This window comes from Flavobacterium sp. CS20 (assembly GCF_018080005.1).
Taxonomy (GTDB): Bacteria; Bacteroidota; Bacteroidia; order Flavobacteriales; family Flavobacteriaceae; genus Psychroflexus.
This window is the reverse complement of sequence record NZ_CP073015.1, coordinates 2,147,046-2,172,060: the sequence shown is the minus strand read 5'-3', so window position 1 is coordinate 2,172,060 and position 25,015 is coordinate 2,147,046. Positions and strand designations below refer to the sequence as shown.

At 34.5% G+C, this 25,015-nt stretch carries 22 protein-coding genes and 2 pseudogenes; 8 read left to right on the top strand and 16 right to left on the bottom strand.

Annotated elements, in window-relative coordinates; translation table 11 throughout:
- The first annotated feature begins 64 nt into the window (after positions 1-64).
- From IGB25_RS15655 to IGB25_RS15645, 5 genes are all read left to right on the top strand, one after another.
- Complete coding sequence (locus IGB25_RS15655; protein ID WP_371815898.1) at positions 65-298, top strand: hypothetical protein; 234 nt, start codon at positions 65-67, stop codon at positions 296-298.
- A gap of 97 nt (positions 299-395) precedes the next feature.
- Entirely contained in the window at positions 396-1,043 is a 648-nt protein-coding gene (locus tag IGB25_RS15650) for an NUDIX domain-containing protein (protein WP_371815897.1), read from the top strand.
- A 35-nt stretch (positions 1,044-1,078) separates the two neighbouring features.
- Entirely contained in the window at positions 1,079-1,531 is a 453-nt protein-coding gene (locus IGB25_RS10205; protein ID WP_211064913.1) for a single-stranded DNA-binding protein, read from the top strand.
- Positions 1,532-1,549: 18 nt separating this feature from the next.
- On the top strand, positions 1,550-2,452 hold the full coding sequence (locus IGB25_RS10200) for a CNNM domain-containing protein (RefSeq protein WP_371815896.1): 903 nt from the start codon (positions 1,550-1,552) through the stop codon (positions 2,450-2,452).
- 5 nt (positions 2,453-2,457) lie between these two features.
- Entirely contained in the window at positions 2,458-2,868 is a 411-nt protein-coding gene (locus IGB25_RS15645; RefSeq protein ID WP_371815895.1) for a transporter associated domain-containing protein, read from the top strand.
- Positions 2,869-2,958: 90 nt separating this feature from the next.
- On the opposite strand, the gene IGB25_RS10195 is transcribed toward IGB25_RS15645, so the two are convergent.
- The 14 genes and pseudogenes from IGB25_RS10195 to IGB25_RS10145 all read right to left on the bottom strand — a co-directional run bounded on the left by IGB25_RS10195 (position 2,959) and on the right by IGB25_RS10145 (position 20,507).
- Positions 2,959-3,801, bottom strand: coding sequence for an endonuclease/exonuclease/phosphatase family protein (locus IGB25_RS10195; protein WP_211064912.1), 843 nt, complete (start codon positions 3,799-3,801; stop codon positions 2,959-2,961).
- Positions 3,802-3,811: 10 nt separating this feature from the next.
- Complete coding sequence (locus tag IGB25_RS14965; RefSeq protein ID WP_247653484.1) at positions 3,812-4,657, bottom strand: discoidin domain-containing protein; 846 nt, start codon at positions 4,655-4,657, stop codon at positions 3,812-3,814.
- A 27-nt stretch (positions 4,658-4,684) separates the two neighbouring features.
- Positions 4,685-5,647: a family 43 glycosylhydrolase gene (locus tag IGB25_RS14960; protein WP_247653483.1), complete on the bottom strand. Its 963-nt coding sequence runs from the start codon at positions 5,645-5,647 to the stop codon at positions 4,685-4,687.
- Between the two features lie 10 nt (positions 5,648-5,657).
- Positions 5,658-7,381 (bottom strand): annotated as a pseudogene (locus IGB25_RS10185) (sulfatase).
- Positions 7,381-8,268, bottom strand: a complete 888-nt coding sequence (locus IGB25_RS10180; RefSeq protein WP_211064911.1) for an alpha/beta hydrolase — start codon at positions 8,266-8,268, stop codon at positions 7,381-7,383. Before IGB25_RS10180 ends, IGB25_RS10185 begins: the two are co-directional and overlap by 1 nt.
- A gap of 67 nt (positions 8,269-8,335) precedes the next feature.
- Entirely contained in the window at positions 8,336-10,669 is a 2,334-nt protein-coding gene (gene bglX / locus IGB25_RS10175; protein WP_211064910.1) for a beta-glucosidase BglX, read from the bottom strand.
- Positions 10,670-10,672: 3 nt separating this feature from the next.
- Complete coding sequence (locus IGB25_RS10170) at positions 10,673-11,458, bottom strand: alpha/beta hydrolase-fold protein (RefSeq protein WP_211064909.1); 786 nt, start codon at positions 11,456-11,458, stop codon at positions 10,673-10,675.
- Positions 11,459-11,467: 9 nt separating this feature from the next.
- Positions 11,468-12,813, bottom strand: a pseudogene (locus tag IGB25_RS10165) (glucoamylase family protein).
- 10 nt (positions 12,814-12,823) lie between these two features.
- A complete protein-coding gene (locus IGB25_RS10160; RefSeq protein WP_211064908.1) occupies positions 12,824-14,194 on the bottom strand; it encodes a glucoamylase family protein in 1,371 nt (456 codons plus the stop codon).
- A 119-nt stretch (positions 14,195-14,313) separates the two neighbouring features.
- Positions 14,314-14,541, bottom strand: coding sequence for a LamG domain-containing protein (locus IGB25_RS14955; RefSeq protein ID WP_247653482.1), 228 nt, complete (start codon positions 14,539-14,541; stop codon positions 14,314-14,316).
- 66 nt (positions 14,542-14,607) lie between these two features.
- Entirely contained in the window at positions 14,608-15,459 is an 852-nt protein-coding gene (locus IGB25_RS14950) for a LamG domain-containing protein (protein ID WP_247653481.1), read from the bottom strand.
- A gap of 20 nt (positions 15,460-15,479) precedes the next feature.
- Positions 15,480-16,052, bottom strand: coding sequence for an Ig-like domain-containing protein (locus IGB25_RS14945; RefSeq protein WP_247653480.1), 573 nt, complete (start codon positions 16,050-16,052; stop codon positions 15,480-15,482).
- Between the two features lie 16 nt (positions 16,053-16,068).
- Entirely contained in the window at positions 16,069-17,610 is a 1,542-nt protein-coding gene (locus IGB25_RS10150; protein WP_211064907.1) for a RagB/SusD family nutrient uptake outer membrane protein, read from the bottom strand.
- 11 nt (positions 17,611-17,621) lie between these two features.
- A complete protein-coding gene (locus IGB25_RS10145) occupies positions 17,622-20,507 on the bottom strand; it encodes a TonB-dependent receptor (protein ID WP_247653746.1) in 2,886 nt (961 codons plus the stop codon).
- Between the two features lie 932 nt (positions 20,508-21,439).
- Between IGB25_RS10145 and IGB25_RS10140 the strand changes: the two genes are divergently transcribed.
- Positions 21,440-21,874: a gliding motility lipoprotein GldD gene (locus IGB25_RS10140; RefSeq protein ID WP_371815894.1), complete on the top strand. Its 435-nt coding sequence runs from the start codon at positions 21,440-21,442 to the stop codon at positions 21,872-21,874.
- A 281-nt stretch (positions 21,875-22,155) separates the two neighbouring features.
- Here IGB25_RS10140 and IGB25_RS10135 read toward each other — a convergent pair whose 3' ends face one another.
- Both IGB25_RS10135 and IGB25_RS10130 read right to left on the bottom strand, forming a co-directional pair.
- Complete coding sequence (locus tag IGB25_RS10135; RefSeq protein ID WP_211064906.1) at positions 22,156-22,776, bottom strand: viroplasmin family protein; 621 nt, start codon at positions 22,774-22,776, stop codon at positions 22,156-22,158.
- Entirely contained in the window at positions 22,769-23,362 is a 594-nt protein-coding gene (locus tag IGB25_RS10130) for a phosphoribosylglycinamide formyltransferase (RefSeq protein ID WP_211064905.1), read from the bottom strand. The genes IGB25_RS10135 and IGB25_RS10130 overlap by 8 nt, the downstream gene beginning before the upstream one ends.
- Positions 23,363-23,508: 146 nt before the next feature.
- Between IGB25_RS10130 and IGB25_RS10125 the strand changes: the two genes are divergently transcribed.
- Together IGB25_RS10125 and fabF are read left to right on the top strand one after the other, a co-directional pair.
- A complete protein-coding gene (locus tag IGB25_RS10125; RefSeq protein ID WP_211064904.1) occupies positions 23,509-23,742 on the top strand; it encodes an acyl carrier protein in 234 nt (77 codons plus the stop codon).
- A gap of 10 nt (positions 23,743-23,752) precedes the next feature.
- On the top strand, positions 23,753-25,006 hold the full coding sequence (gene fabF / locus IGB25_RS10120) for a beta-ketoacyl-ACP synthase II (protein ID WP_211064903.1): 1,254 nt from the start codon (positions 23,753-23,755) through the stop codon (positions 25,004-25,006).
- The last annotated feature ends 9 nt before the right edge of the window (positions 25,007-25,015 follow it).

Below are 25,015 nucleotides of genomic sequence, written 5' to 3'. Positions count from 1 at the left end.
TTGGTATCAAGAGCATAAACGTGATTTGCCGTGGCGAAATACAAAAGATCCTTATAAAATTTGGTTGAGTGAAATCATTTTACAGCAAACACAAGTCAAACAAGGCTTGCCATACTACCAAAGGTTTATAAAAACATTCCCTAATGTGCATCAATTGGCTGAAGCTGATGAAGATGTTGTTATGAAAATGTGGCAAGGTTTGGGTTATTATTCTAGGCTAGAAATCTTCATTTTACAGCAAAATATATTTCAAATGAATGCGATGGCAAATTTCCTAAAATTTATAAAGAATTATTAAAACTAAAAGGTGTTGGTGAATATACCATGCCGCTGCTATTGCCTCTTTTGCTTACGATGAACCCGTTGCGGTTTTGGACGGAAATGTTTATCGGGTTTTGTCAAGATATTTTGGTATAGAAACCCCTGTAAATTCAACAGAAGGCATTAAGATATTTAAATCTAAAGCTAATGAAGTTTTAGACCAAAAAAAACCAGCACAACACAATCAAGCTATAATGGAATATGGAGCTATGGTTTGCAAATCTAAGTCGCCAGATTGTATGTTTTGCCGTTTGAATTTATCTTGCGTGGCTTTTCAGCAAAAAAAAATCAAATCCTTACCCGTAAAACTTAAAAAACTAAAACGTCGGAAGCGTTATTTGAACTATATCATTTTTCAATCTCCCGACGGCGAAATATTAATCAATCAGCGTTTGGGTAATGATATTTGGCAAAAACTTTATGAATTTCCCTTAGTAGAAACACAAAACAAAGCCAATTCTAAAGCCGTTTTGAATCACCAATTATTTGAAAGGTTAAATATTTCTACTCAAATCAAACCGATAAAAATCAATCAAAAAACCTACAAACACATATTGACCCACCGAGATATTTATGCTGATTTTTGGTTAATTAAATGCCCTGAGAAGTTTGATAAATTTAATCTTAAACATTATAAAGCGGTCAATTCTAAATCTATTCGTAAATTTGCTGTATCAATTTTGATTGATAAATTTCTAAATGAACATATTTTAGAAAACTAAAATTTTATTACTTTTACTACTTAAAATAAAATATTATGGCTACAGGAACCTTAAACAAAGTTATGTTGATTGGACACACAGGTGATGATGTGAAAATGCATTATTTTGATGACAACAATTGTATAGGTCGTTTTCCAGTGGCTACTAACGAAGAATATGTCAACAAAAACACCAACGAGCGTGTAAGCAATACTGAATGGCACAATATCGTTGTGCGTAATAAAGCCGCCGAAATTTGCGAAAAATATCTCAAAAAAGGTGATAAAGTTTATATTGAAGGGCGAATAAAAACCCGTAAATGGACAGATGACAAAGGTATTGACAGATATTCTACTGAGATACAATGCACAGATTTTACTTTTTTAACCCCAAAAGATAAATCAGGGCAATCTACCACAACGCAAGCTACTCAACCCAAACCGCAAGCTAAAGATCCACAACAAGTGGCTGAACCTGATGAAAATCAGGATGATGATTTGCCCTTTTAATTTCTAAAATCCAAATTGTTGGAATCCGAACCCTTTAGTTCAATACTTTTCGTTCAATTGACCTTACCTGAAATCACAGGAATAGTTCTAATCATAGTATTACTTTTATGTTCAGCATTGATTTCAGGTTCTGAAGTGGCTTTGTTTTCGCTAAAACCTTCAGATTTTGAAGTTGACGAAAACAAAATGAGCAGTCAAGAAAAGATTTTAGTCAAATTACTTGACAAGCCCAAAAAATTATTAGTCACTATTCTCATTGCTAATAACTTTATCAATATAGCTATTGTTCTGCTTTACAGTTCTATAAGCCATTTATTTAGACCGTCAAATGATTTGTATATTGCAGGTGTAAGTTTAGTGTTTATAATAGACATTGTAATCGTTACTTTTTTATTATTGCTATTTGGTGAAATTTTTCCAAAGGTATATGCCAATCGAAATCGTGTAAAATTTTCTCATTTCATGGCGTATCCGCTTTTGGTTTTAGACAAAATTTTAAGTCCTGCAAGTTTGCCTTTACGCAGTTTTAGCAACCTCATTCAATCTAAATTAAGTCAGCAAAAGCCCAATTTGAGTGTTGATCAGCTTTCTCACGCGTTAGAACTTACCAGAGAAAGTGAAACCTCAACGGATGAAAAAAAGATTTTAAAAGGGATTGTTTCTTTTGGAAACATAGATGCCAAAGAAGTGATGAAACCGCGTTTAGATATTTTTGCTTTAAATTATGAAGAAAGTTTTAAAGACATCATAGCACTTATTAATGACCAAGGTTATTCTAGAATTCCAGTTTATAAAGACGATATAGATAATGTCATCGGGATTTTATATATCAAAGATTTCTGCCTTACCTTGACAAATCTTCTTTTAAATGGCAAAGCTTATTACGCGAACCTTATTTTGTCCCTGAAAACAAAAAGTTAGACGACTTGCTCAACGAGTTCAAAGCACAAAAAAATCACCTTGCCATAGTTGTTGATGAATACGGCGGGACAAGTGGCTTAATCACGCTTGAAGATATCATTGAAGAAATTGTCGGCGATATCAGTGATGAGTTTGATGATGAAGACATTATTTATTCTAAAATTGACAGCAAAACTTATGTCTTTGAAGGAAAGACCTCGATGAAAGACTTTTATCAAATTTTGAAATTAAGCGAAGAAACAATTGAAATGTTTGAAGAGAAACGCGGCGATGCTGAAACTATAGCTGGGTTTTTGTTAGAAATCACAAAAGGCTTTCCGAAGAAAAATCAGGAAATTAAGTTTGAAACTTTTCGTTTTGTAGCCGAAGTCATAGACGAAAAACGCATCAAACAAATCAAAGTTACTTTAGGATAGTACATTTTGACTGATTAAGATTAACCCGAATTATTCAACAGGAAAATTCCTATTGAATAATGGCAAAAATGCCTCAATTATGAGCATTTTTTATTCACCATTCAGATGTTTAGTTAGGGTAACTTCTATATAAACTGGCAGATGATCTGATGGATATTGTAAATTCCAATTATCACTTAACGCTGCGTATTTATTTACTTTAACGTCATCTGAAACGAAAACATAATCAATTCTTTTAGTTACGGGTTGGTCAAAATTAAAACCATTAAAGGTACCTTCTGGATCAAAGTCTATTTTGGAAATTGTTTTAGAATCCTTTAAAGTTTGAGTGATATAATCAATACTTTCGTGATTTGGCTCCATATTAAAATCACCAGTTAAAAATACAGAGAAGCTTTCTTTATTAAAGGTTTTTATTTTTTTAAGAATCAAAATAGCACTTTTTGAACGAGCTTCTTTTCCAACGTGATCAAAATGTGTATTAAAAACCCAGAATTTTTCTTTTGTTTTTTTATGTTGAAACAAAGCATAAATACACACACGATTACAAACGGCGTCCCAGCCCATACTAACCTGATTAGGTGTTTGTGATAACCAAAATGTTGAAGACTCTATAACTTGTAATTTATCATTTTTATAAAATATAGCCGAAAATTCACCTTCGTTTTTACCATTATCTCTTCCTACACCAACAAAACTATAGTCAGTTAATAAACTATCTAAATCTTTCATTTGGTTAGGCAGAGCTTCTTGAACACCTAAAACATCTGGTTCATAAAATTTAATTTGATTAGTCATAAAAGGCTTGCGGTTTGTCCAACTGTCTTTACCTTCTTTAGGATAATCTAACTTAATGTTGTAAGACATTATCGAATAATTTTGAGCAAATCCAAAACTGGAAATGGCAAAACAGATGATAAATAGATGTTTCATGATATTAGTTTTATTCGGTGTATAAAATGTCGCTTTTTGTTGAAATTCCATTTTCATTGAAGGCTTCAACTTGGTAATAATAGGATTGGTCAGCCGTTAGTGCTCTAAGCTCGTAATTTGGGGTATCATACATTAAGGCCGAAAGATTAAGTTTATCTTTTGAAATACCCCAATAAATCACATAGCCCGTAGCATTTTCAACTTTATCCCAGGTTAAATTGGCATTTCTTCGATCGGCTTGTCGCTTCACAGCAAAATTTGAAGGTGTTTCAGGTTTCGCTTCATAACCATTTCCAAAAATTCTAAATTCTGAAATAGACAAATATTTGTTGGTACAATACACATGGTTGTATCTGATATATCTCGCATCCACCGGATTTTTCAACTCAATATAACCATGAGGCATATCGCGAGTATTTTCAGAATAATCTGAAATGATGCCCCAAGCTTTTCCATCTAAAGAACTTTCAATGACAAACTGTTGTTTTAAATCGTCTGGTCTTCCATAGATATCACTATTAAAATCTTGAAAGTTAATTTGAATGGCTTTTACCTTCATTTTTTGTTCTAAATCAACTTTAACGTAGATAGAATCATTATTGGCTTCAGACACCCAATAAGATCGGATTTCTTCGTCATTAATTTTAGCAATGTCAAATTCTTTAATTTGTTCCAACATGTAGCCGCTATCACTTTCATCTACCACGTTAATTTCTTTAGTGACTAAAGGCGAATTGGTTTTTACGGGTTTATTGTACGATAGCGACATCCAGCCTGTAAAACGTTCTTTATGATTATCTACTTTGGTGTCTGGTAAAAAATGTGGATAATCTCCATAAGCGGTGTTCACATACATCTGATCGTTCTCCTCAAAGCCTGCGGGCTATATACCGATTCTGCGTTCAAACTTATAATTTACCGAAATAGCCATAGTAGCGTAATGCCAATAATTACCTTGGTTGTCTTTTACTGTACTGCCGTGCCCAGAACCTTTTAAAAATCCGCCTGGCTTATAAGAAATTGGATTGTAAGGTGCATATTCAAAGGGTCCAAACGGACTTTTACTAGTTCTAACCCCATCGGCGTACACATTCCATTGCGTGCACAGTGCGCCATATTCCAAATAATAAGTGTCCTTATGTTTTACCATCCAAGGTCCTTCTAAATAGGGCTCTAAATCTGATTTATGATCTTGTCCAAAACGTTCCCAGCCATACTTATCGGGATGAAGAGTGAATAGATCTTTCTGCTCGCCCATAGGCACATAATAATTGTCTGGATCGAGTTCTACGACCCGAATTAGCCATTTGTTTGAAGACTCTTCATACAAGTACACCTTCCCGTCATCATCTACAAACAAGTCGGGATCTTGAATGCCACCAGGTGGATTTAGCACTGCGAAATTAGTTTTCCAATCGCCTAATTCGGGATTGTCTGTTTCTATAATTGGCCCACGACCAGAGGGATCACCATAGACAATTATTTTTCCATCTTTTACAGCGGCTGCTGGGGCGTTACTCCCTTTAAAATACCAACTTTGTGGTCTAATAAAGGTCCAGTTTAGCATATCATCAGAAGACCAATAGCCATGAGAACGTGTCACGAACATATAGTATCTTCCTTTAAAATTTACAACTGCCGGGTCTGCACCAGAACGATAGGAAACCTTGTTTTTAGCTCTGTAGTGCGACATGTATGAATAGTCTATATCAACAGGATTGCAATAGGTTTTATAATTTCGTTTCTCAGTTTTAACTGATTGCTCTTGATGAGCTAAGCCACTATCAGAAGTGTCTTTGCAGGATATGAAAAGTAAATTGATTAAGATGATTTTAAAATATTTCATATTTACAATTTTAATGATGATGATATTCTGAACCTGTGTTGCCTCTTAATTTTTCAAATTGCTTGTAGGCTCTATCTATTTTTTCTTTAAGTGCTTTTTCAAACTCTTTTTCGGTAACCTTATATTGTTGTTGCAATTCGGCTAAACGTGTTCTTAGTTTTGTTTCAATCTCGTCGTAACTTGCGTCATCAATAAGATTAGTTAATTCTTTTGGATCGGTTTGCAAATCGTATAATTCCCATTCGTCAATATCGTCGTACACGTGAATTAACTTATAACGTTTGGTTCGCACACCATACATTTTTTTCACCATATGAAATGCGGGATAATCGTAATAATGATAGTAAATCGCATCTCTAAAATCGTCGTCATTTTCTGTTCCATCTAATAAACCTGCAAAAGATTTTCCTTGCATATCGTCTGGAATTTTAACACCAGCAAAATCTAAAAACGTTTCGGCAAAATCTAGGTTTTGAGTTAAACCTTCAACTACAGTACCTGGTTTAATTTTTTTAGGATATTGTATTAATAATGGCATTTTTAAAGACTCTTCGTACATAAAACGCTTATCAAACCAACCTTTTTCGCCCAGATAAAATCCTTGATCTGAAGTGTATACTACAATTGTATTTTCGGTTAATCCGTTAGCTTCCAAATAATCTAAAAGCACACCAACACCTTCGTCTACAGATGCAATGGTTGATAAATATTCTTGTAAATAGCGCTGACCTTTCCATTGAGCTAGTGCTTTACCAGATAAGTTGGCTTTGTGAAAGGCATCATTTTTTGGCTGATAGGCTTTATCCCAAGCGGCACGTTGTTTTGGTGTCATTCGTTCAAAATCAGTTTTCCAAGGATTCCAAGCCAATTCTGGACTACCTTTCTTTTTGGTCATTTTTAGGTCGTGACCTTCGTACATATCACGATATATAGTTTGTAATTGCTCTTTTGATGCTGTAGAATTGTCGTGGGTTGTAAAATAGGTGTCTGGTAATGGAAATTGAACCGAATCGTACTTATTGATGTGACGCAATGCTGGCATCCAATTACGATGTGGTGCTTTGTGATGTACCATTAAAAAGAATGGTTGGTCACTGTTTTTCTTTTCATCAATATAATCTATTGCATATTCTGTGATTAAGTCGGTTACGTAACCTTTTACAACGGTTGTATCTGGCAATTTTGTCGTCCAATGTGCTGTGGTATCAATGTGTTTTTTGTTGATATGAACCGTATCCTGAATTTTGATAAACTGTGGGTTGTAATAGTGTCCTTGGTCGTTTAAAATATTCCAATGGTCAAATCCTTCAGGATAACCGTGCAAATGCCATTTACCCACAATTGCAGTGTTGTAATTAGCTTCTTTTAGCAATTTCGGAAGCGTTTGTTGTGAGCCATCAAAACGCTCGCCATTCATTCTGAAACCGTTAATATGGCTATGCTTTCCTGTTAAAACCACAGCACGACTTGGCCCACAAATAGAATTGGTGCAAAAATTGTTTTTAAAGATTGCACCGTTTGTAGCTAATCTATCTATGTTTGGCGTTGGTGCTAATCGCCCAATAGGATGACCATACGCACTAATGGCTTGTCTGCGTGATCGTCTGCCATTATGTAAATGATATTTGGTCGTTTTGAGCTCTCAACTTCACTCAAACTCACAGCTTCTGACTTAGTATCTTTACAAGATTGAAGCGTTAAAAATGTGATTAGTATGAAAAAAAAATATCGCATTACTGTTTAGTTTTTATGATTATAGTTTGAATCACTTCATCATTAAGCACTGTACGTTCAAAAAAATTGAACACAATGTCTAATTCTTCATACGGAATTCTGGAAATTTCGTGACCTGCGTCTTTCACAATATTAAAATAGAAAGATGTTTCAAAATCCTCTAATTTATCGGCAATAATCTTAGAACCATCTAACATTAGGTAGCCATCTTTTGTTGGTGCACAATAATGATGTGGTGCATTTCCGTATGGTACCAGCTGGTCTTTTGTGCCGTGATACAACACTGTTGGTACTGCATTGTCTGGCGTTATATAACTAGCATCTACAATGGCACCAGCACAAGAAAAAGCACCTGCAAATTTTACGTTGCTATACGCCTCAGCATTATCTATAAAATACTCACGCATAAAAACTGCATTAAGGATGCCTTCGGCACCAGCACTACTACCACCAGCAATGATTTTAGTTGTATCGACTTGAAGTTTATTAGCGTGTTCTACCACATATTTAGCGACATCCATATAATCGATAGCTACTTGTTTAAAAGTTTCTAACTTTTCATCTTTGCTACAATCGCAACCAAAACCTGTCTTTGTGCCTTTTCTTAGTAATCTGTATGAAATGGAAATACCAATATAATTCTGCTCTTTGGTCGCATATTTTACTAAATTTTTATCGTCTATGTAATCTCTATGACCAACAGCAAATCCGCCACCGTGCATCCAAAGCAAAACAGGTAAAGTGTCTGTTTTTTTGATATTTTCTGGTGTGTAAACATCTAATTTTAAGGTGTCTTTTCCTTTTATGGCATAGGTGTATGTGGCTTTGTTTTGTGCTGAAAGGGATAACACAAACAAGAATACAAATATGTTTATTACAAATTTCATTTAGTTTTTCAATTAAAATTTTACTGAAATATCAGCTTATAGTAGGATGAGAATTCCCTAATTATATTTAATCTATTAGTTCGAAGGATTTCTTAAATTCAAAATCTGAACTCGGTGCTATAGCTACTTGGAATACTCCAGGTTCAGCAACAAAATCTAAATTAGAGTTGTAGAATTTTAAATCTTCAACCGAAATATTAAAGGTAACCGTTACAGTTTCACCTTTTTTTATAAATATTTTTTGGAAGCCTTTAAGCTCTCTAACGGGTCTAGTGACCGTGCCTACAACATCTCTAATGTAAAGTTGTGCGATTTCCTTGCCATCATAATCTCCAGTATTTGTAATATCTACTGATACTTTTAATTCGTCGTTTTTTGTAATCGATGTTTTATCTAAAGTTAAATCCCCATATTTAAATGTTGTGTAACTTAAACCATATCCAAAAGGATATAAAGGTTCGTTACGAACATCTAAGTAATTAGATTTAAATTTTTCGAACTTCCCTTCCGAATTACCCAAAGGTCGTCCTGTATTTTTGTGATTGTAAAATAATGGTAGCTGACCGACATTTCTTGGGAATGTCATTGTTAGTTTTCCCGATGGATTAACATCCCCAAACAGCACATCAGAAATCGATAAGCCAGCTTCACTACCTGGAAACCAAGCGTTTAAAATTGCTGGTACTTTTTTATTTTCTTCTACTATATTTAGGGGTCTGCCAGTAAAAAGTACCAATACAACTGGTTTACCAGTTTTAAGCAGTGCGTTTAGTAAATCTTTTTGCACATCAGGTATTTTTAAATTTGTTCTACTGCTACTTTCACCACTAAATTCTGAAGACTCACCTATAGTCGCAATAATAACGTCTGATTTATTGGCAACAGCTATAGCTTCATTTAAAAGTTGTTGATCTGTTCTACCATCTCTTGGAATATCTTTGCCAAACATCGTAACCCGTTTTTCTAAATCTAAGTCTTTAGTGATGTTACTTCCTTTGGCATATAATAAATTAACTTGATCGCCAACAGACTCTTTTAGACCATCCCAAACCGAAATGGCTTTTTCGTGATCTGTAGAAACACTCCATGTTCCAGGCATATTATTGCTGGCTTTAGCTAAAGGTCCTATAACTGAAATTGTCCCAGATTTTTTTAGAGGCGACAGTTGATTTTTATTTTTAAGTAAAACCATAGATTCTGCACCTACGAGTCGAGCATAATCTCTGTTTTTTTGAGTATATGTTTCTTGTTTAGCCCTTTCAAGACTGCAATATTTGTATGGATCATCAAATAATCCCAACTGGAATTTTGCTTTGAGTACGCGACCTACAGCTCTATCGATATGCTCCATTGAAATTTTTCCTTGATCCAAAGCTCCCTTAAGTTGTTTGATATAAGCGACGTCAATATGAGGCGAGTCACCTGCCATATCCATATCTAATCCAGCTTTTAATGCCAGAGACGTCACCATATATTCGTCTCCCATTCCGTGCTCCATCATTTCATAAATTCCCGTGTAATCAGACACTACAAAACCATCAAATCCCCAATCATCACGTAATAAATCGGTCAGCAACCATTTATTGCCAGTAGCTGGCACACCATCAATTTCATTGAACGCGACCATCACAGAACCAACACCTTCTTCTATAGCGACTTTGTAAGGAGGTAAATATTCGTTGTACATTCTTATACGGCTCATATCTACCGTGTTATAATCTCTACCAGCTTCTACTGCACCGTAGAGAGCAAAGTGTTTCACACAAGCCATTAATGTGTTATTTGCACTTAAATCATTTTGTTGATAACCGCGTACCATAGCACGTGCAATTTCACTTCCCAGATATGGGTCTTCGCCATTTCCTTCTGAAACTCTTCCCCAGCGTGGATCACGAGATATGTCAACCATAGGTGAAAACGTCCAATTAATACCATTTGCACTTGCTTCTGATCTTGCTATTTTGGCAGTTTTTTCAATCATCTCTAAATCCCAAGAGCAAGACAATCCCAATGGAATCGGAAATGTTGTTTTAAAACCATGAATCACATCCATGCCAAAAATTAAAGGAATACCTAATCGGCTTTTTTCTACAGCAATTTTTTGAACTTCATATATGTTTTTTGGATCTTTCAAATTGAAAAGTACTCCAATTTTACCTTCTTTTATTTTTTCAACAACATCTGTACTTTTTGAAGAACCAGTAGTAATAGGACCAGTTGCTGGAAGATTTAATTGACCGATTTTTTCATCCAATGTCATTAAACTGATTATGGAATCTACTTTTTCACTATAAATACTGTTAGTTTTATCTGATAATATTTTGCTGTCTTTTGTTTCACAAGAAGACATCATAGTTGCAATAATTACTGTAAGTATCAATTTTATTTCAAGTTTATACATTCCTTATTTTTTAGATTTAGAAAAAAGCCAAGTTAATAAATTTGGTTCTGCAAAAGCAGAATCCCAACTGTTGTGATTTGCATCTGAATATAGAGTAAAGTTTGGTTTACCCCCATTTTCTAAAATTGCCTCAACCATTTTTAACGAACCTTTAGGGTTTACAACATTATCCTGAGCACCATGAAAAATCCACATATCCACTTTATCAGCATAATTTTTAGTCAATTCTGCATTACCATCTCCACAAATGGCAAATGCGTGCGCAAACATATCGGGCTGTCTAGAAAGGATTTCAAATGTTCCCATACCACCCATGGATAAGCCACCAACGTAAACTTTATTAGTATTCACATAAGGCTTTGAAGTCAAATCTTTCATCAAATCAACAACTAATTGCATTGGTTTAGTGGCTTCCTTATCTTTTGGAAATACTAAGCGTATCGGAAAACTACTTCTATCAACTTCCGCATTAGACCAATAACTGTTTTTGGGACATTGAGGAAAAATTACGATTGCTGGAAATGCTCCACGATTGGTTTTATCTGAGAATAATTTACTGCCGTGTGTTAATTGTTTCTTGTTATCACTTCCTCGTTCTCCTGCACCGTGTAAAAATAGAACGACAGGATATTTCTGATCTTCTGAAAAATTGTTGGGATACATGATTCTATATTGCAGCGTATCACTGTCTAATATATAAAACTCTTCTTCATACAATTCATTTTGAGCCATTGTAACAGAGCAACAAATAACAGACACAAGTACCAAAACTGATTTTAAATGTTTCATAATTATCTTCTAATACGTAAATCCTAAAGTATCTAATCCATTTTGGACATCATCATTCTGCATAAATAAATCCCACAACAGTCCTGTTCTATAATTTTCGATCATTATAATTTGTGGGTATTGATTGATGGCCAAATAACGTTCCGTTACCCAATTGTTGAAATGTGGACTAAAAGCATCGTAGAAACCAGCAGATCCCATGAGGTTATTATCATAAAAATGACGCATTCTGCTAAAGACTTCTCAGGAGTATAATTGATAGAACTAATGGCGACAGTCGGCGAGATGACACCAGTATCATTTTCAGGATCATGAGCAGTATAGCCAACGGAACCATCAGCATTTCTAGTATAGCTTGCTGTTAATCCCCAACAATCTGGACTATAACCTTCGTAATTATTGGGATTATTCACACAATGCTGATAATTAATATTGGTGTGGTTGACATTGAGATCCCAATAATTGGCATACTGATCGCTAAGATTAGTAGGGTTTAGACCTAGATATGAATAGTGCGACCAAAACAAAGGTCCTGTGCCAGAACCAACATGATCTAAAATTAATGGGATACCAAACTGAACCGCTGATGACACAATAGCACCATTGTTTGCCCAGCCTTGGTTATAAACTTCTGTAGATATTGCATAGTCTGGAGATCTTGCCCCTAAAATAAATGTAATTAGCGTTTCATTATAGCCTTTTAATTCTAAATTTATTGCAAATCCATGATTAGGACTCCAGTGCCATATCATTTTATTTTGTCCATTGGTGTACCAATTCCATTCTACGTCTTTCCAAAGCATATCAGCTTGATTTGCAATGTTCTGTTCTTCTTGGTTACCGTTTTTTAAATATTCTTTAACACAAATAAGACCTTGAACAAATAGTGCAGTTTCTACTATATCACCTCCATTGTCTTGAGTGCTAAAAGGTAAAACATTTCCTGAAGTTCCATCTATCCAGTGTGGCCAAGCACCATGAAAACGATCTGCATTTTCAAAAAAATCAAGAATTTGATTTAATCTTCCTACGCCTTCAGCACGGGAAATGTAACCGCGTTCAATACCTACAATAATAGCCATAAGACTGAAACCACTTCCACCAGTTGTCACTACATTTTCACTGTTAGACGGATCGTTGGGATGATAACGTTCCCGAGCTGCTCCTGAATTACTTTCAGCGAAGTCCCAAAAATATTTAAATGTCTCTTGTTGAACTAAATCCATTAATTGCTCATCTGTCAATGACACAACGGGATCATCATTTGGGTCTTCAGATTCTTGTAAGTCCGAGGTTTCATCACCACCACAACTGGTAAAAACAGCTATCATTAAAACGTAATAGAATCTTTTCATTTAATTATTTTTATTCAATTTTAAAACCTAACTTATCCAAACCAGCTTGCACATCTTTATTTTTCATAAATAAATTCCATAATAATCCTGTTCTATAATTTTCAATCATTACGAGAATTGGTCCTTGGTCAATAGCTAAGTATCTTGGTGAATACCAATTATGCTCGAAGCTAAATGCATCATAAGGACCATATTTACCAATCAAGGAATCGTGGTTTTTATAAATATTTTTTAAAAATTTCATGCTGGCTTCTGGTGTATATGGAAATGATGATAAGGTTGCAGTTGGAGAAATCACTCCTATGTCTTTTCCTGGTCTGTGTCCATAATATCCGTTTATGGAATAGCTAGAGGTTAGTCCCCATAGACTATCTCCATATCCTTCGAATTCTTTAGGATTATCCAAAGCATATTTATAATGAATTTTTGCTTGATTTTGGGTTAACTTCCAATAATCTGCATATTGGTCTGAAAGACCATGAGGATTGAGAGCCATGAAGGAATAATGAGCCCAAAACAGAGGTCCAATCTGAGCATCATCGTGTTGATAATAATCAAGAACCAAGTCTTCACCATAATAGCTGTCCTGTGAAACTATATTGCCGTTTCTAGCCCAACCTTTATCGTAAACCTCTTTAGAGATTGGATGTGAAGGAGAAGCGGAAGCAAGTATATACATGATTAAACATTCATTATAGCCACCCACTGGAAAATTCATATCCCAACCATATTTAGGCGACCAATGCCAATATAAGACATCTTCGTTGCCTTTGGTGTACCAATTCCATTCTACTTCTTTCCAAAGTTTTTCTATCTTTTTGACAAGATTTTTTTCAAGTTCGTTTCCATCTCTGTAATACTCAGCCACAGTCAGAAGACCTTGTATGAGAAATGCAGTTTCAACTAAATCACCGCCATCGTCTTTTTTGCTAAAAGGATATACTTTTCCAGTTTCTCCGTCTATCCAATGAGTACAAGCACCATGAAAACGATCTGCTTTTTCAAGAAAATTAACGATTTTTATAAATCTATTTAATGCCTCTTCTCTTGAAATCCAACCACGTTCAACACCTACCAAAATAGCCATTAATCCAAAACCACTTCCACCTGTAGTCACCGTGTTTTTTGGAGAGGTTGGATATACACCATCCATGTGCAAACGCTCTCTAGCTAAGCCAGAATTTGGTTCTGCACCTTCCCAAAAATAATTAATCGTTTGCTTTTGAACCTTATTAAGCAAATCAACTTGGTTTGACAATCCTTTATTTGGCTTATCATTAGGTGGATTATTTTTATTTTTTGTGCTATTGTTATTACAGCTAATTGAAATACATAAAATTGCACTCCAAACAAAAAACAATATTGATTTTAAATATTTCATTAAAAAAAGCTATTATAAACTTCAGCTGTATTAATAAACTAATACAGCTAAAGTTAAGGACTAATTCTTAAATTTTTCACACATTATTAAAAAGGTGAATAGAGATCAAAAATTGGTATTTAAAGCATTGATTGTATTTCGGTTTGAGATAAAGCTTTTTTGTAAATTCTTAAGTCATCCATAAGGCTTTCATCAGATAAATGATCCCAACCTGTAAATCTTGGTGCTCCTGACATGATTGAAAGGATATCACAACCTGTCCAGTCAACTCCTGAAAATGTATTCTGACTTACTACTTGACCATTTATATAAACTACACTTTCTGTATCTGAGATAGTAAAAGCCATTTGAACCCAATCTGGATTATTAGGGTCTAAATCAGCAATTGCTCCACCATCAAACCATGCTTACCATCACTTTGTTCCTACATTGAGTTTAAAACAGCGCATACCACCCGCATTTTCACGGAAAAACCTAAAGCCACCTGTTCTGTTATTTTGGGCATCTGGATTGTTTTCGTCAGGTGGACCAATAACCAAAATGCCTGCTCTGTCTGGAGAAGCGTTGAGTTTATATTTAAATACTGCTGAGAATCCATCATTATTTATAATATTCTCCGTTGGAAATGTCAAATATGAATCTACTGCACCTTGATAAGAACTTGTACCTTCAGTGGCATCAGAACTAAAACTAGGATTTCCGACAACTGTAGCATCTTCATCACTGTAACTCTCAGTATAACTACCGTTAAAACCTAATTTGAATACCTCATCTGCTTTGGCAATTTGCTCAATTACTTCTTCTTGTGTAAGTGCGACATTGAAAAGTCTAAGTTCATCCATAAAACTCTCATCAGATAAGTGATCCCAACCAGTAAATCTAGGTGCACCAGACATGATAGAAAGAATATCACAGCCAGTCCAATCAACTCCTGAAAATGAATTTTGGCTAACGACCTCTCCGTTTATGTAAACAACGCTTTCTGTGTCTGAAATTGTAAATGCAAAATGAACCCATTCATCGACCGAAGGATCTACATCTGCATCTGCTCCACCATCAAACCATGCCTCGCCATCACCAGTTCCAACATTGAGTTTAAAACGTTGCATACCACCTGCATTTTCACGGAAAAACCTAAAGCCACCTGTTCTGTTATTTTGGGCATCTGGATTATCTTCGTCAGGTGGACCAATAACTTGAATCCCAGCTCTATCGGGTACTGAATTTACTTTTAACCAGAATGATGCACTAAATTCATTTGCCAACAAGCCCTCCGTTGGAAAAGTTAGATAAGAATCTGCTTTGCACCAGCGTAAGCTCCTGTTCCGACTCTAGCTTCAGGTGCAAAGCCAGGATTACCAACTTCAGTGGCGTCTGTTACAGTTACTAAATTAGTAAAACTTCCATCAAAATCCATATAGAATGTTTCACCAGGAAACAGTGGTGTGTATGGAGGTTCCTTACTGAAATTAGAAGTTGCAATTGTTGTATTTCCTGACAAATCTGTGGCAGAAACCTCTAAGACATGACTACCAGTTGTAACCTCATCATAAACAAGTTCTTCTATAAAAACTCTATAGTCAATAAATTCATCATAAAAAGCAATTTCAGCCCCGTCAATCTTTACACTGACTGATTGCAATTCAATATCATCTTCAGCTCTAAATTTAATATTAACTGATGTAACTGGTTCAGGAACTTGAATTGAAAAACCATTTATAGGTCTCTCAATAGTTACCAATGGAGCACCAGCGTCTGGACCTGGATCTACTCTTGAAATCGGGTCTATTCCATCATCACATGCCGTAGCTAAAAGCAATATAAGCAATAAGGATATATATTTTTTTATTGTTTTCATATTTTTCTTTATTAAATTATTCTAATGGTAAAAGGTCTAATTGTTCTTGAGGATAAGGTAAAAGCTCTTTATCAGCAGTAAAAGTTCTACCGCCATAGCTTAATTCGTCATAATTGTCCACTCTGATCATGTCAAAATATCGGATACCCCATTCCATTGCCAATTCTGCATATTTTTCATTTAATACATCTTGAGTAGTAACATTTGATAGTGCCGGCATATTAACTCTACTTCTGACTATATTAACGGCTTGATCTGCAGTCATATTACTTCCGCTTGCTCCACGAGTTAAAGCCTCAGCATACATAAGTAAAATTTCAGCATATCTGATAACAATTAAGTTTTTACCAGAACCATAGTCATTTCTGCCTGGGGTTAACTGATTTGATGGTAAATAGTGTTTACCACTAGCAAACATTGCTCTTGAGTAATCATTAAAGACATCACCATCTAAAGTAACGTTAGAAATATAATTTGGAAGAGTTGCATAATTTGGATCCTCCATGATTTTATCTATACCACGAGGTGTAAAATTAACGCTAGTTACAAGTCTTATTTGATCGTTTCTGTCTAACATAAATTTTATGTATTTAAGACTAGGTTCATAAAATCCCCAGCCTCCAGAAGCTGTTTCAACAACAGGATCCCAACTTGAGGGATCAAAAGGAGCAAATAGATGATTGCTTACTGGTCCAGTGGCTGAATTGAAGTCTGAAAATTGTAATTCAAAAATATTTTCATCAGCTAATTTTCCAGGTTTTTTAAATAGTTCATAAAAATCTGGAAATAAAATAAATTTGTTAGAATCTATTATCTCTTTTGTAGCATCTGCAACACCTTGATAATTTTCCATTTCTAAGTTTGCCATAGCTTTTATTGCCAGAGCAGTATATTTTGTAACACCTCCAGGAACATCTGTTCTTTCGTTTGGTCTCATGTCTGGCAAGAAAGGAATAGCCTCGTCCATAAGGTCTGACACATATTGCATAACTTCCATTTTGGTATATACACCGTTGTCTATTTCTTGCTTAACGTCTGTCGAGGTAATAATAAAGATATCACCCCAAAGTTTAGACATTTGTAAGTGTTGAAAACCACTCAATACTTTAGTTTCAGCAATATACTGGTCTGCTAATCCAATGAAGTCTCCAGTTGCAAATTCTTGATATTGTTCAATTGTCTCGCGTGTGTTGTTTATATCAAGAATATCTCCATAGAAATTTTCCCAAACTTGATTATACATCCAAAACCCTCTGTCGTAATTGTATAAGTCAGTCTCAGTAAAAAGGGGTTGATCTCCTAAGCCACCTGCATTAACATCATCACCTCTAACGCCGATAAGTAGAGGATCTTCCCAACCTCTTGAATAAGTTACACTGTATGCACCTATTAGCGGTAAAATCATATCTTCTGATTGGGTAAAATCTAAATCATCAGCTGCAAGTTGTCCTTCATTCTGTTCTAATTTATCATCGCAGGATGTCAGTGTTGTACAAACTACAATCACTAAAACAAATAATGCTTTGAATAGTTGTTTAAATTTTTTTGTAATTCTCATTTTATTAAATTTTAGATTTTAATGTTTATTCCAAAAGTGTATATAGCTGGAACAGGAAAGGTTTGCCTATCTACTCCATTTGGTTGCTCAGGGTTAAACCCATTGTAATCAAATACTGTTAAAGGTCTTTCAGCTGTTAGGGTAAGTCTTATTTCTGGTATTTTTTCTCCGAAAGTTTTTGAATTCAGAGTGTAAGCCAATTGTGCATTTTGTATTCTAAAAAACCATCCGTCTTCAATAAAAAACGTAGATAGTCTTTGATTCCAGCCTTTTCTTCTCCCAGCCGAAGATGGGTAAGAATTAGTAGTGCCTTCACCATGCCATCTGTTTTTAGCAAAATCAGCATCTATATTAGTGTCATTGGTAAATATGACTTCACCCCGTCTTCGGTTCAAAATTTCATTACCTGCTTGACCTGCAAATGCTACCGATAGGTCAAAATTTTTGTATGAAACTTGAAAATTTCCACCATAAGTTATATCTGGTAAATAGGAACCTATTACTGTTCTATCCTGGTCATCAATAATTCCATCATTATTTTGGTCTTTATATATAAAATCTCCAGGTTCTAAGTTGTTTTCAATAGCAATTGGATCATTTGCAATTTGCTCTGCATTTTGGTAAACACCGGCTACTTCTAAACCGAAAAAGGCTTCTCTTGGTTCGCCTAAAATAGACCTCTGTCTAAATTCTGCAGAGCCAGTATCTATGTATCCGAGACCGTTGTTTATTTTAGTCATTTCATTATCCAATGTGCCAATATTACCACTTACTGAAAAATTCCAATTATCATTAATAACTTGAGACCATGTAGCGACAAGCTCAAAACCAGTATTTCTCATTTCTCCAGCATTTTCTAATACAGTATTACCAGCAATGGGTTGAATAACTGGGATGACCAGTTTTTTAGTATCTCTTCTAAAATAGTCTAATTCTAAAGAAAGTTTGTTATCAAACATTTTGGCACTAATACCAACATTAGTTTCTTCTAAAATTTCTCTTTCTAAATCTGTAAAATTGTTTGTGCTTATAATACCATTAACTAGCATATCGTTTATTGCAGTTGTAAGTGTAGATATGGTTCTAGTTCCGGCACTACCAGTTAGAGCCCCATTTGGCAATTGTCCCCAACTCCCTCTTAGTTTAAGAAAATCAAATATTTTGTTATTTTCCATAAAATTCTCTTCAGAGATGACCCAACCTAAACCAACACTTCCTGTTCCTAACCATATTTCTTTAGGAAATCTTCCATCACCTTCATATCTATAAGTTCCATTAATTAAGTATTTATCTTTAAAGCTATATTCTGCTCTTCCCAAATAGGCAAAGGAATATAATCTATCACCATTGCCATTAACCTGATTAGCAAAAGAGCTTGGGTCTGCAAAATCTAAAAACCAAGAAGTTTCAAAATCTATTCCTGTTATATCATCTCCAGTTGCTGTTAATGCATTAAACTGTTCGTCGCGATATGATGTGCCAGCTATAACTTTTAAATCATGTTCCCCAAATGAGTCATTATAAGTTAAAATATTATCCCAATATTGATTGGATACGTTTCTTTCTACTCTAGTAATAGAAGATACAGCTCTTTGTGAGTTTTCTGAAATAAAATAAGGTTTTCTTACATTACGAACTGAAAATGTTGAATAATCGTGACTGTAAAACGTTCTAAAAGTTAATTTGTCTGGAATAATTGAATATTCGGCATATATACTTGTTAATGTTCGTCTTTGTTTTTCTCTATTATCATTAAATCTCATAACTGGAAAAGGGTTTTGAGAACCTCTATAACCAAGTAATGTCGCATCTGAATAAGGAATAGGTGTTGCCTCAGTATTAAGATAGTCAAATACAGGTAGAATAGGTACAGCAAAATAAGCCTGAAACCAAGCTCCATTTTCAGGGATAAATCTTTCAGCATTACTAAATAAGGCATTAGCTCCTACTTTTATCCTATCAGATACTTCTACATCAATATTTGATTGAATATTGAAACGTTCGTATTCATTTTTCATATCTAAAATACCTTCTTGAGAAAAGTAACTAGCATTTACTCCATAAGAGGTTTTTTCTGTGCCTCCTGTTACACCTATGTTATGATTTTGAATAGGAGCAGTCCTTAATATTTCATCATACCAGTCTGTATTAACATCAGGTAGATTAGGATTTATTCTGCTTCGTCCAAATCTTTGGATTGCATTTTCAACAAATTGAATATCAGCTTGAGAACCAGATTCCATAGCCATTGTAACAAATTGCTCTGCATTAGCCATTTGTACAATGTTTTGAGCATTTTGAAGTCCTGTGAATCCACTGTAGGTAAATGTAGGTTTTTTGTTGGTCTTGCCACCTTTAGTTTCTACAATTACAACACCATTTGTTCCTTTTTGACCAAAGATTGCTATCGAAGATGCATCTTTTAAAACTGATATACTCTCTATCTGACTGCTGTCTAGGAAATCTATGTTGTCATAAAAAACTCCATCTACAACATATAAAGGACTACCACCAGCGACAAAAGAATTAACACCTCTTATTCTAACTGATGGACCTGATCCAGGAGAACCGCTACTGATAATTTGTAGCCCAGCTACTCTACCTTGTAAGGATTGCATAATATTGTTAGCAGGTGTTTTTTCAATAACATCAGACTTTACAGTGGTTATAGCTCCAGTTAAATCAGCTTTTTTCTGACCACCATAACCAACTACAACTATTTCATCTAAAGATTGAACATCATCTTCCAGAGATACATTAATTGTGGTTTGGTCTTCTATTAAGATACTTTCAGTTTTAAATCCTACATAACTAAAGATTAGTTTTTTTCCTCGCTCTACACTGATTGAGTATTTACCATCAAAATCTGTTGTTGTACCATTAGACGTTCCCTCGATAATTATATTAACGCCTGGTATCGGGATGCCATCACTAGCAGACTGTTACAACACCACTTACCTCTTGTTGACTCCAAGATATTATAGAACAAAATAAAAGACAAAATAGGCTGAATACTTTTTTCATAAAATAAAATTTAATTAAAATAAATGTCGGCAACTAAATTAAAAATAAAATAATCTATAAATAAATACTTCCACACATCATAAATACGTCAGTGAAAATATTTAAGTTTAAATTTATGTTAACATGCATCAGTTGATGTAATGCTAATATAAACGAAAACGATGTATTATTTAAAAAATTAACATATTGAAGTAGTAATGATGTACTAAAATATTACTTTTTTAACATTTTAAAGTAGTCTATATGATGCCTAAAAGGGGTTGAAAATTAAACTCAGTCTAATATTTCACAACTTTCCGAAACTTGAAAAACAAAAACAGCAGTCTCGAACTTTGTAGAGAAAATAAGAATATGTCTTCCATCTTATCTTTCATTAGACTACGTGATTAATCAAATTAAGCCAAAAGCACAACATTCAGGTTTTGTGCAAACCAGTTTAGATGATATAGTTTAGACGACTTTGTTTTAAGATATAGACTTTCATGCTTAGAAATCTAATATTAGAACCCAGAAATTGAAGGATACAGAATTTTTAGATGAATGTGTGTGTTTATCAATAAAAGCCCTGTTTAATTCTGATAAATTTTTAATATCTTTGTGCTGTAGCATTTTGTTGTTGTATTTGGAATTACAGCTTTAATTATATTGAAAATCAGTAAATTAAAAAAACAAAATTTTGCTTTTTTTCTGATATTTATCTTGTTTTTAGGACAATTTAAAAAAGAGCGAAACTTCAGTTAGACCTTAAACATAAAATAAGCATACAACTATTACTGTTTGCATCTAAGTTAAAAAAAATGAGTTAATGGGTATAAAAAAAGCAATTAGTTTAAGTGTTTTAGCAGTTTTAAGCTTTGCTTGTCAAGACCATGACGCTTTACCTAAACCAAAAGCCTTTTTAGCCTTAGAATATCCTAAACCTCAATATTTCAAAACAGAGTTAAATTGCCCTTTTAGCTTTATCGTTAACAGCCTATCCAAAATAAATGATAGTATTCAAAATCGCCCCTGTTGGTTAGACATCACCTATCCTGAAATGAAAGGCTCTATTTACATCAGTTATTATCCTGTTGAAAATAATTTAAAATCTCTCATTATTGATGCTCAAAAATTGCCCTTGAAACACGAAATTAAAGCTGATGCTATTTTATCACAATCCTTTATCAATGATGAACACAACACATATGGCTTGTTTTATGAAATTGAAGGTAATCTGCTTCTCAAGCTCAATTTTACTTAACTGATAGCTTGAACCACTTTGTTACAGGATCCATTTATTTTAAGGCACAACCCAATTACGATTCTATTTTACCAGCGGCGGAATATCTTAAGAATGATATGCGGAAAATTATGGAAAGCTTAAAGTGGAAAAATTAGCCTTGATGTATATGTTTGTTGACATAGTTTTTCTGATCTCAAAAATTTCAGAAAATTTCTCTGAAATATAATTCCGAATGTTATCTTGAATGTCGTGTAAATGCTCCTTATAATATAGGTTGGTATTATACTTTCAAATTGGCATTACTTTCTCCCAAAATCAGCAGGAATTTCGCCCCAAATTTTAGTTTCCCATTTTAAGATTTTAGTTTTATAAGAATGGGTTTTGAGCCAAATTTCTGCACGTTTGATCAATTCAAATACTTCAGCATTGCTTTGGGTGAGTTTAAGCTTGGTTTTGCAGCGTTTTTGTTTTACCCAACCGATGGCTATTTTAGAATCAGAATATAAAACTCTTGAGCTTTGTTGTTTTTGCAAAAAGGCTAAACCATGCACGAGAGCCAAAAATTCGCCAATATTATTTGTAGCTTGTTCAAATGGACCTTTTTGAAATAAAACCTTTCGGGTTTGAGTTTCTACGCCTCGGTATTCCATCTTTCCAGGATTACCGCTTGAAGCCGCATCAACACAGATAGAATTAAGTTGAACTTCACGCGGTAACTTAGGCTTGAGTTGATTGAGCTTGCTGAGTTTTTGAAATTCATAAAAGCCCATATTAAACGCTTCTTCAGCAGTAGCCAGACTATGAAAAGACTTGTATTTGGCTTGTGAATAATTTTTGATTTGCAACTTACAGTCTTCCCAAGTCTTGTAAATTCCAGGATTATGTCCATCCCAAACCACGTAATATTTTTGTTTAGCCATGATTTAAAATTTTAGCAATGGTTTCAGGAAAATGCTTTTGCTCAAGGGTTTTAATTTTAGATTTAAGCGAGTTGATATCATCATTGTCATTTAATGGGGTTTTGAACTGAGCTATAATTTGACCGTCGTCATAAACAGAATTGACATAATGAATGCTGATACCGGATTCTTTTTCGTTATTATTAATCACCGCACGGTGCACGTGGTCGCCGTACATGCCTTTTCCACCATATTTTGGCAACAAAGATGGATGGATATTAATGATTTTTTGATGAAAAGCTTCGATGATATTTTCAGGGATTTTAAGCAAAAACCCAGCAAGGATGATTAAATCTGGTGAGATTTCTTTGAGTTGGTTTAACACAAAGTTTGTTTGTTGAAGTTGCTTTTTATCAAACAAAACCACTTCAACATTTTGGTTTTTAGCTTTGCTCATAACCTTAGCTTTGGGGTTATTGCAAAACACAGCTTTTACTTCTGCTATGGGGTTTTGATCAAAATATTCAATGATATTTAAAGCATTAGAACCATAGCCAGAAGCAAATATCACTAAAGTCTTTGTTGGTTTTTTAAAAGTTTTTTTCAATATGATGTTTTTTTTAATTATTTTGCAATACAAAATCAGCCACTAATGTATATAAAATTGTAAAAGCTATACATTTTTGGAATTAAAATTTGTTATAAGCCAAAGTTTCTTATTTTTGCCACCATATAAACTAAAAAAAATTTATCATGTCAGACATTGCATCAAGAGTAAAAGCTATAATCGTTGACAAATTAGGCGTTGACGAAAACGAAGTTGTAAACGACGCAAGTTTCACTAACGACTTAGGTGCCGACTCTTTAGACACCGTTGAACTTATTATGGAGTTTGAAAAAGAATTTGATATTCAAATCCCAGACGATCAAGCTGAAAACATTTCTACAGTTGGTCAGGCGATTTCTTACATAGAAGACGCTAAATAAAACACTTTTCATGGAATTAAAGCGTGTTGTCGTAACAGGTATAGGTGCCATTACGCCTATAGGTAATAACATCCAAGAATATTGGGATGGATTGTCTAATGGCAAAAGTGGATCTGCACCAATTACTTACTTTAATACAGATAAGTTCAAGACTAAATTTGCTTGTGAAATTAAAAATTTCAACACTGCAGATTATTTTGATCGTAAAGAAGTGAGACGCCTCGATAAATTTGCACAATACGCTATAGTGGCTTCTGATGAAGCTATTGCAGACTCAAAAATAGATCTTGACACAGTTGACAAATACCGTGTAGGTGTGATTTGGGGTGCTGGTATAGGTGGTTTAGAAACTTTCCAAAACGAAGTGATCAATTATGCCAAGGGTGATGGCACACCGCGTTTCAACCCATTTTTCATCCCAAAAATGATTGCAGATATTGCTCCTGGCAATATTTCGATTAAACACGGGTTTATGGGTCCAAACTACACCACAGTTTCAGCTTGTGCATCTGCGACCAATGCTATCATTGATGCTATTAACCAAATACGAATGGGTTATAGTGATATCATTGTAACTGGCGGAAGTGAAGCAAGGGTTACAGAGGCTGGAATGGGTGGCTTTAATGCTATGCACGCTCTATCAACAAGAAATGATAGTCCAGAAACAGCCTCAAGACCTTTTGATGCTACTCGTGACGGTTTTGTTCTCGGTGAAGGAGCTGGTGCACTTATTCTTGAAGATTTAGATCATGCTAAAGCTCGCGGTGCAAAAATCTATGCCGAGGTTATAGGCGGTGGTTTGTCTTCAGATGCTTATCATATGACAGCTCCTCATCCTGAAGGTAAAGGCGTCATTGCAGTGATGAAAAATTGTTTGCATAATGCAGGCTTAAATCCTGAAGATGTTGATGCTATAAACACCCATGGCACATCAACTCCTCTTGGAGATGTTGCAGAGCTTAAAGCTATTAAAGAAGTCTTTGGTAATCATGCCAAAAACATCAATATCAATTCTACAAAGTCTATGACAGGACACTTGCTTGGTGCTGCTGGTGCTATTGAAGCTATTGCTTCTATATTGGCAATGCAACACAGTTTAGTGCCACCAACCATAAATCACAAGACTCAAGATGAAAACATTGACCCTGAGCTCAATTTAACTTTAAATCATGCACAAAAACGAGACGTAAAAGTGGCTTTAAGTAACACTTTTGGTTTTGGTGGTCATAATGCATGTATTGCTTTAAAGACATTTGTAGAATAATGATTGACA

What these genes read in the sequence shown, in the direction of transcription:
- IGB25_RS10205 (WP_211064913.1), top strand. Translation starts at nt 1,079, where the DNA reads ATGGCTACAGGAACCTTAAACAAAGTTATGTTGATTGGACACACAGGT.
- IGB25_RS10195 (WP_211064912.1), bottom strand. Translation starts at nt 3,801, where the DNA reads ATGAAACATCTATTTATCATCTGTTTTGCCATTTCCAGTTTTGGATTT.
- IGB25_RS14965 (WP_247653484.1), bottom strand. Translation starts at nt 4,657, where the DNA reads ATGTATGTGAACACCGCTTATGGAGATTATCCACATTTTTTACCAGAC.
- IGB25_RS14960 (WP_247653483.1), bottom strand. Translation starts at nt 5,647, where the DNA reads ATGAAATATTTTAAAATCATCTTAATCAATTTACTTTTCATATCCTGC.
- IGB25_RS10180 (WP_211064911.1), bottom strand. Translation starts at nt 8,268, where the DNA reads ATGAAATTTGTAATAAACATATTTGTATTCTTGTTTGTGTTATCCCTT.
- bglX (WP_211064910.1), bottom strand. Translation starts at nt 10,669, where the DNA reads ATGTATAAACTTGAAATAAAATTGATACTTACAGTAATTATTGCAACT.
- IGB25_RS10170 (WP_211064909.1), bottom strand. Translation starts at nt 11,458, where the DNA reads ATGAAACATTTAAAATCAGTTTTGGTACTTGTGTCTGTTATTTGTTGC.
- IGB25_RS10160 (WP_211064908.1), bottom strand. Translation starts at nt 14,194, where the DNA reads ATGAAATATTTAAAATCAATATTGTTTTTTGTTTGGAGTGCAATTTTA.
- IGB25_RS14955 (WP_247653482.1), bottom strand. Translation starts at nt 14,541, where the DNA reads ATGGCTTTTACTATCTCAGATACAGAAAGTGTAGTTTATATAAATGGT.
- IGB25_RS14945 (WP_247653480.1), bottom strand. Translation starts at nt 16,052, where the DNA reads ATGAAAACAATAAAAAAATATATATCCTTATTGCTTATATTGCTTTTA.
- IGB25_RS10150 (WP_211064907.1), bottom strand. Translation starts at nt 17,610, where the DNA reads ATGAGAATTACAAAAAAATTTAAACAACTATTCAAAGCATTATTTGTT.
- IGB25_RS10140 (WP_371815894.1), top strand. Translation starts at nt 21,440, where the DNA reads ATGGGTATAAAAAAAGCAATTAGTTTAAGTGTTTTAGCAGTTTTAAGC.
- IGB25_RS10135 (WP_211064906.1), bottom strand. Translation starts at nt 22,776, where the DNA reads ATGGCTAAACAAAAATATTACGTGGTTTGGGATGGACATAATCCTGGA.
- IGB25_RS10125 (WP_211064904.1), top strand. Translation starts at nt 23,509, where the DNA reads ATGTCAGACATTGCATCAAGAGTAAAAGCTATAATCGTTGACAAATTA.
- fabF (WP_211064903.1), top strand. Translation starts at nt 23,753, where the DNA reads ATGGAATTAAAGCGTGTTGTCGTAACAGGTATAGGTGCCATTACGCCT.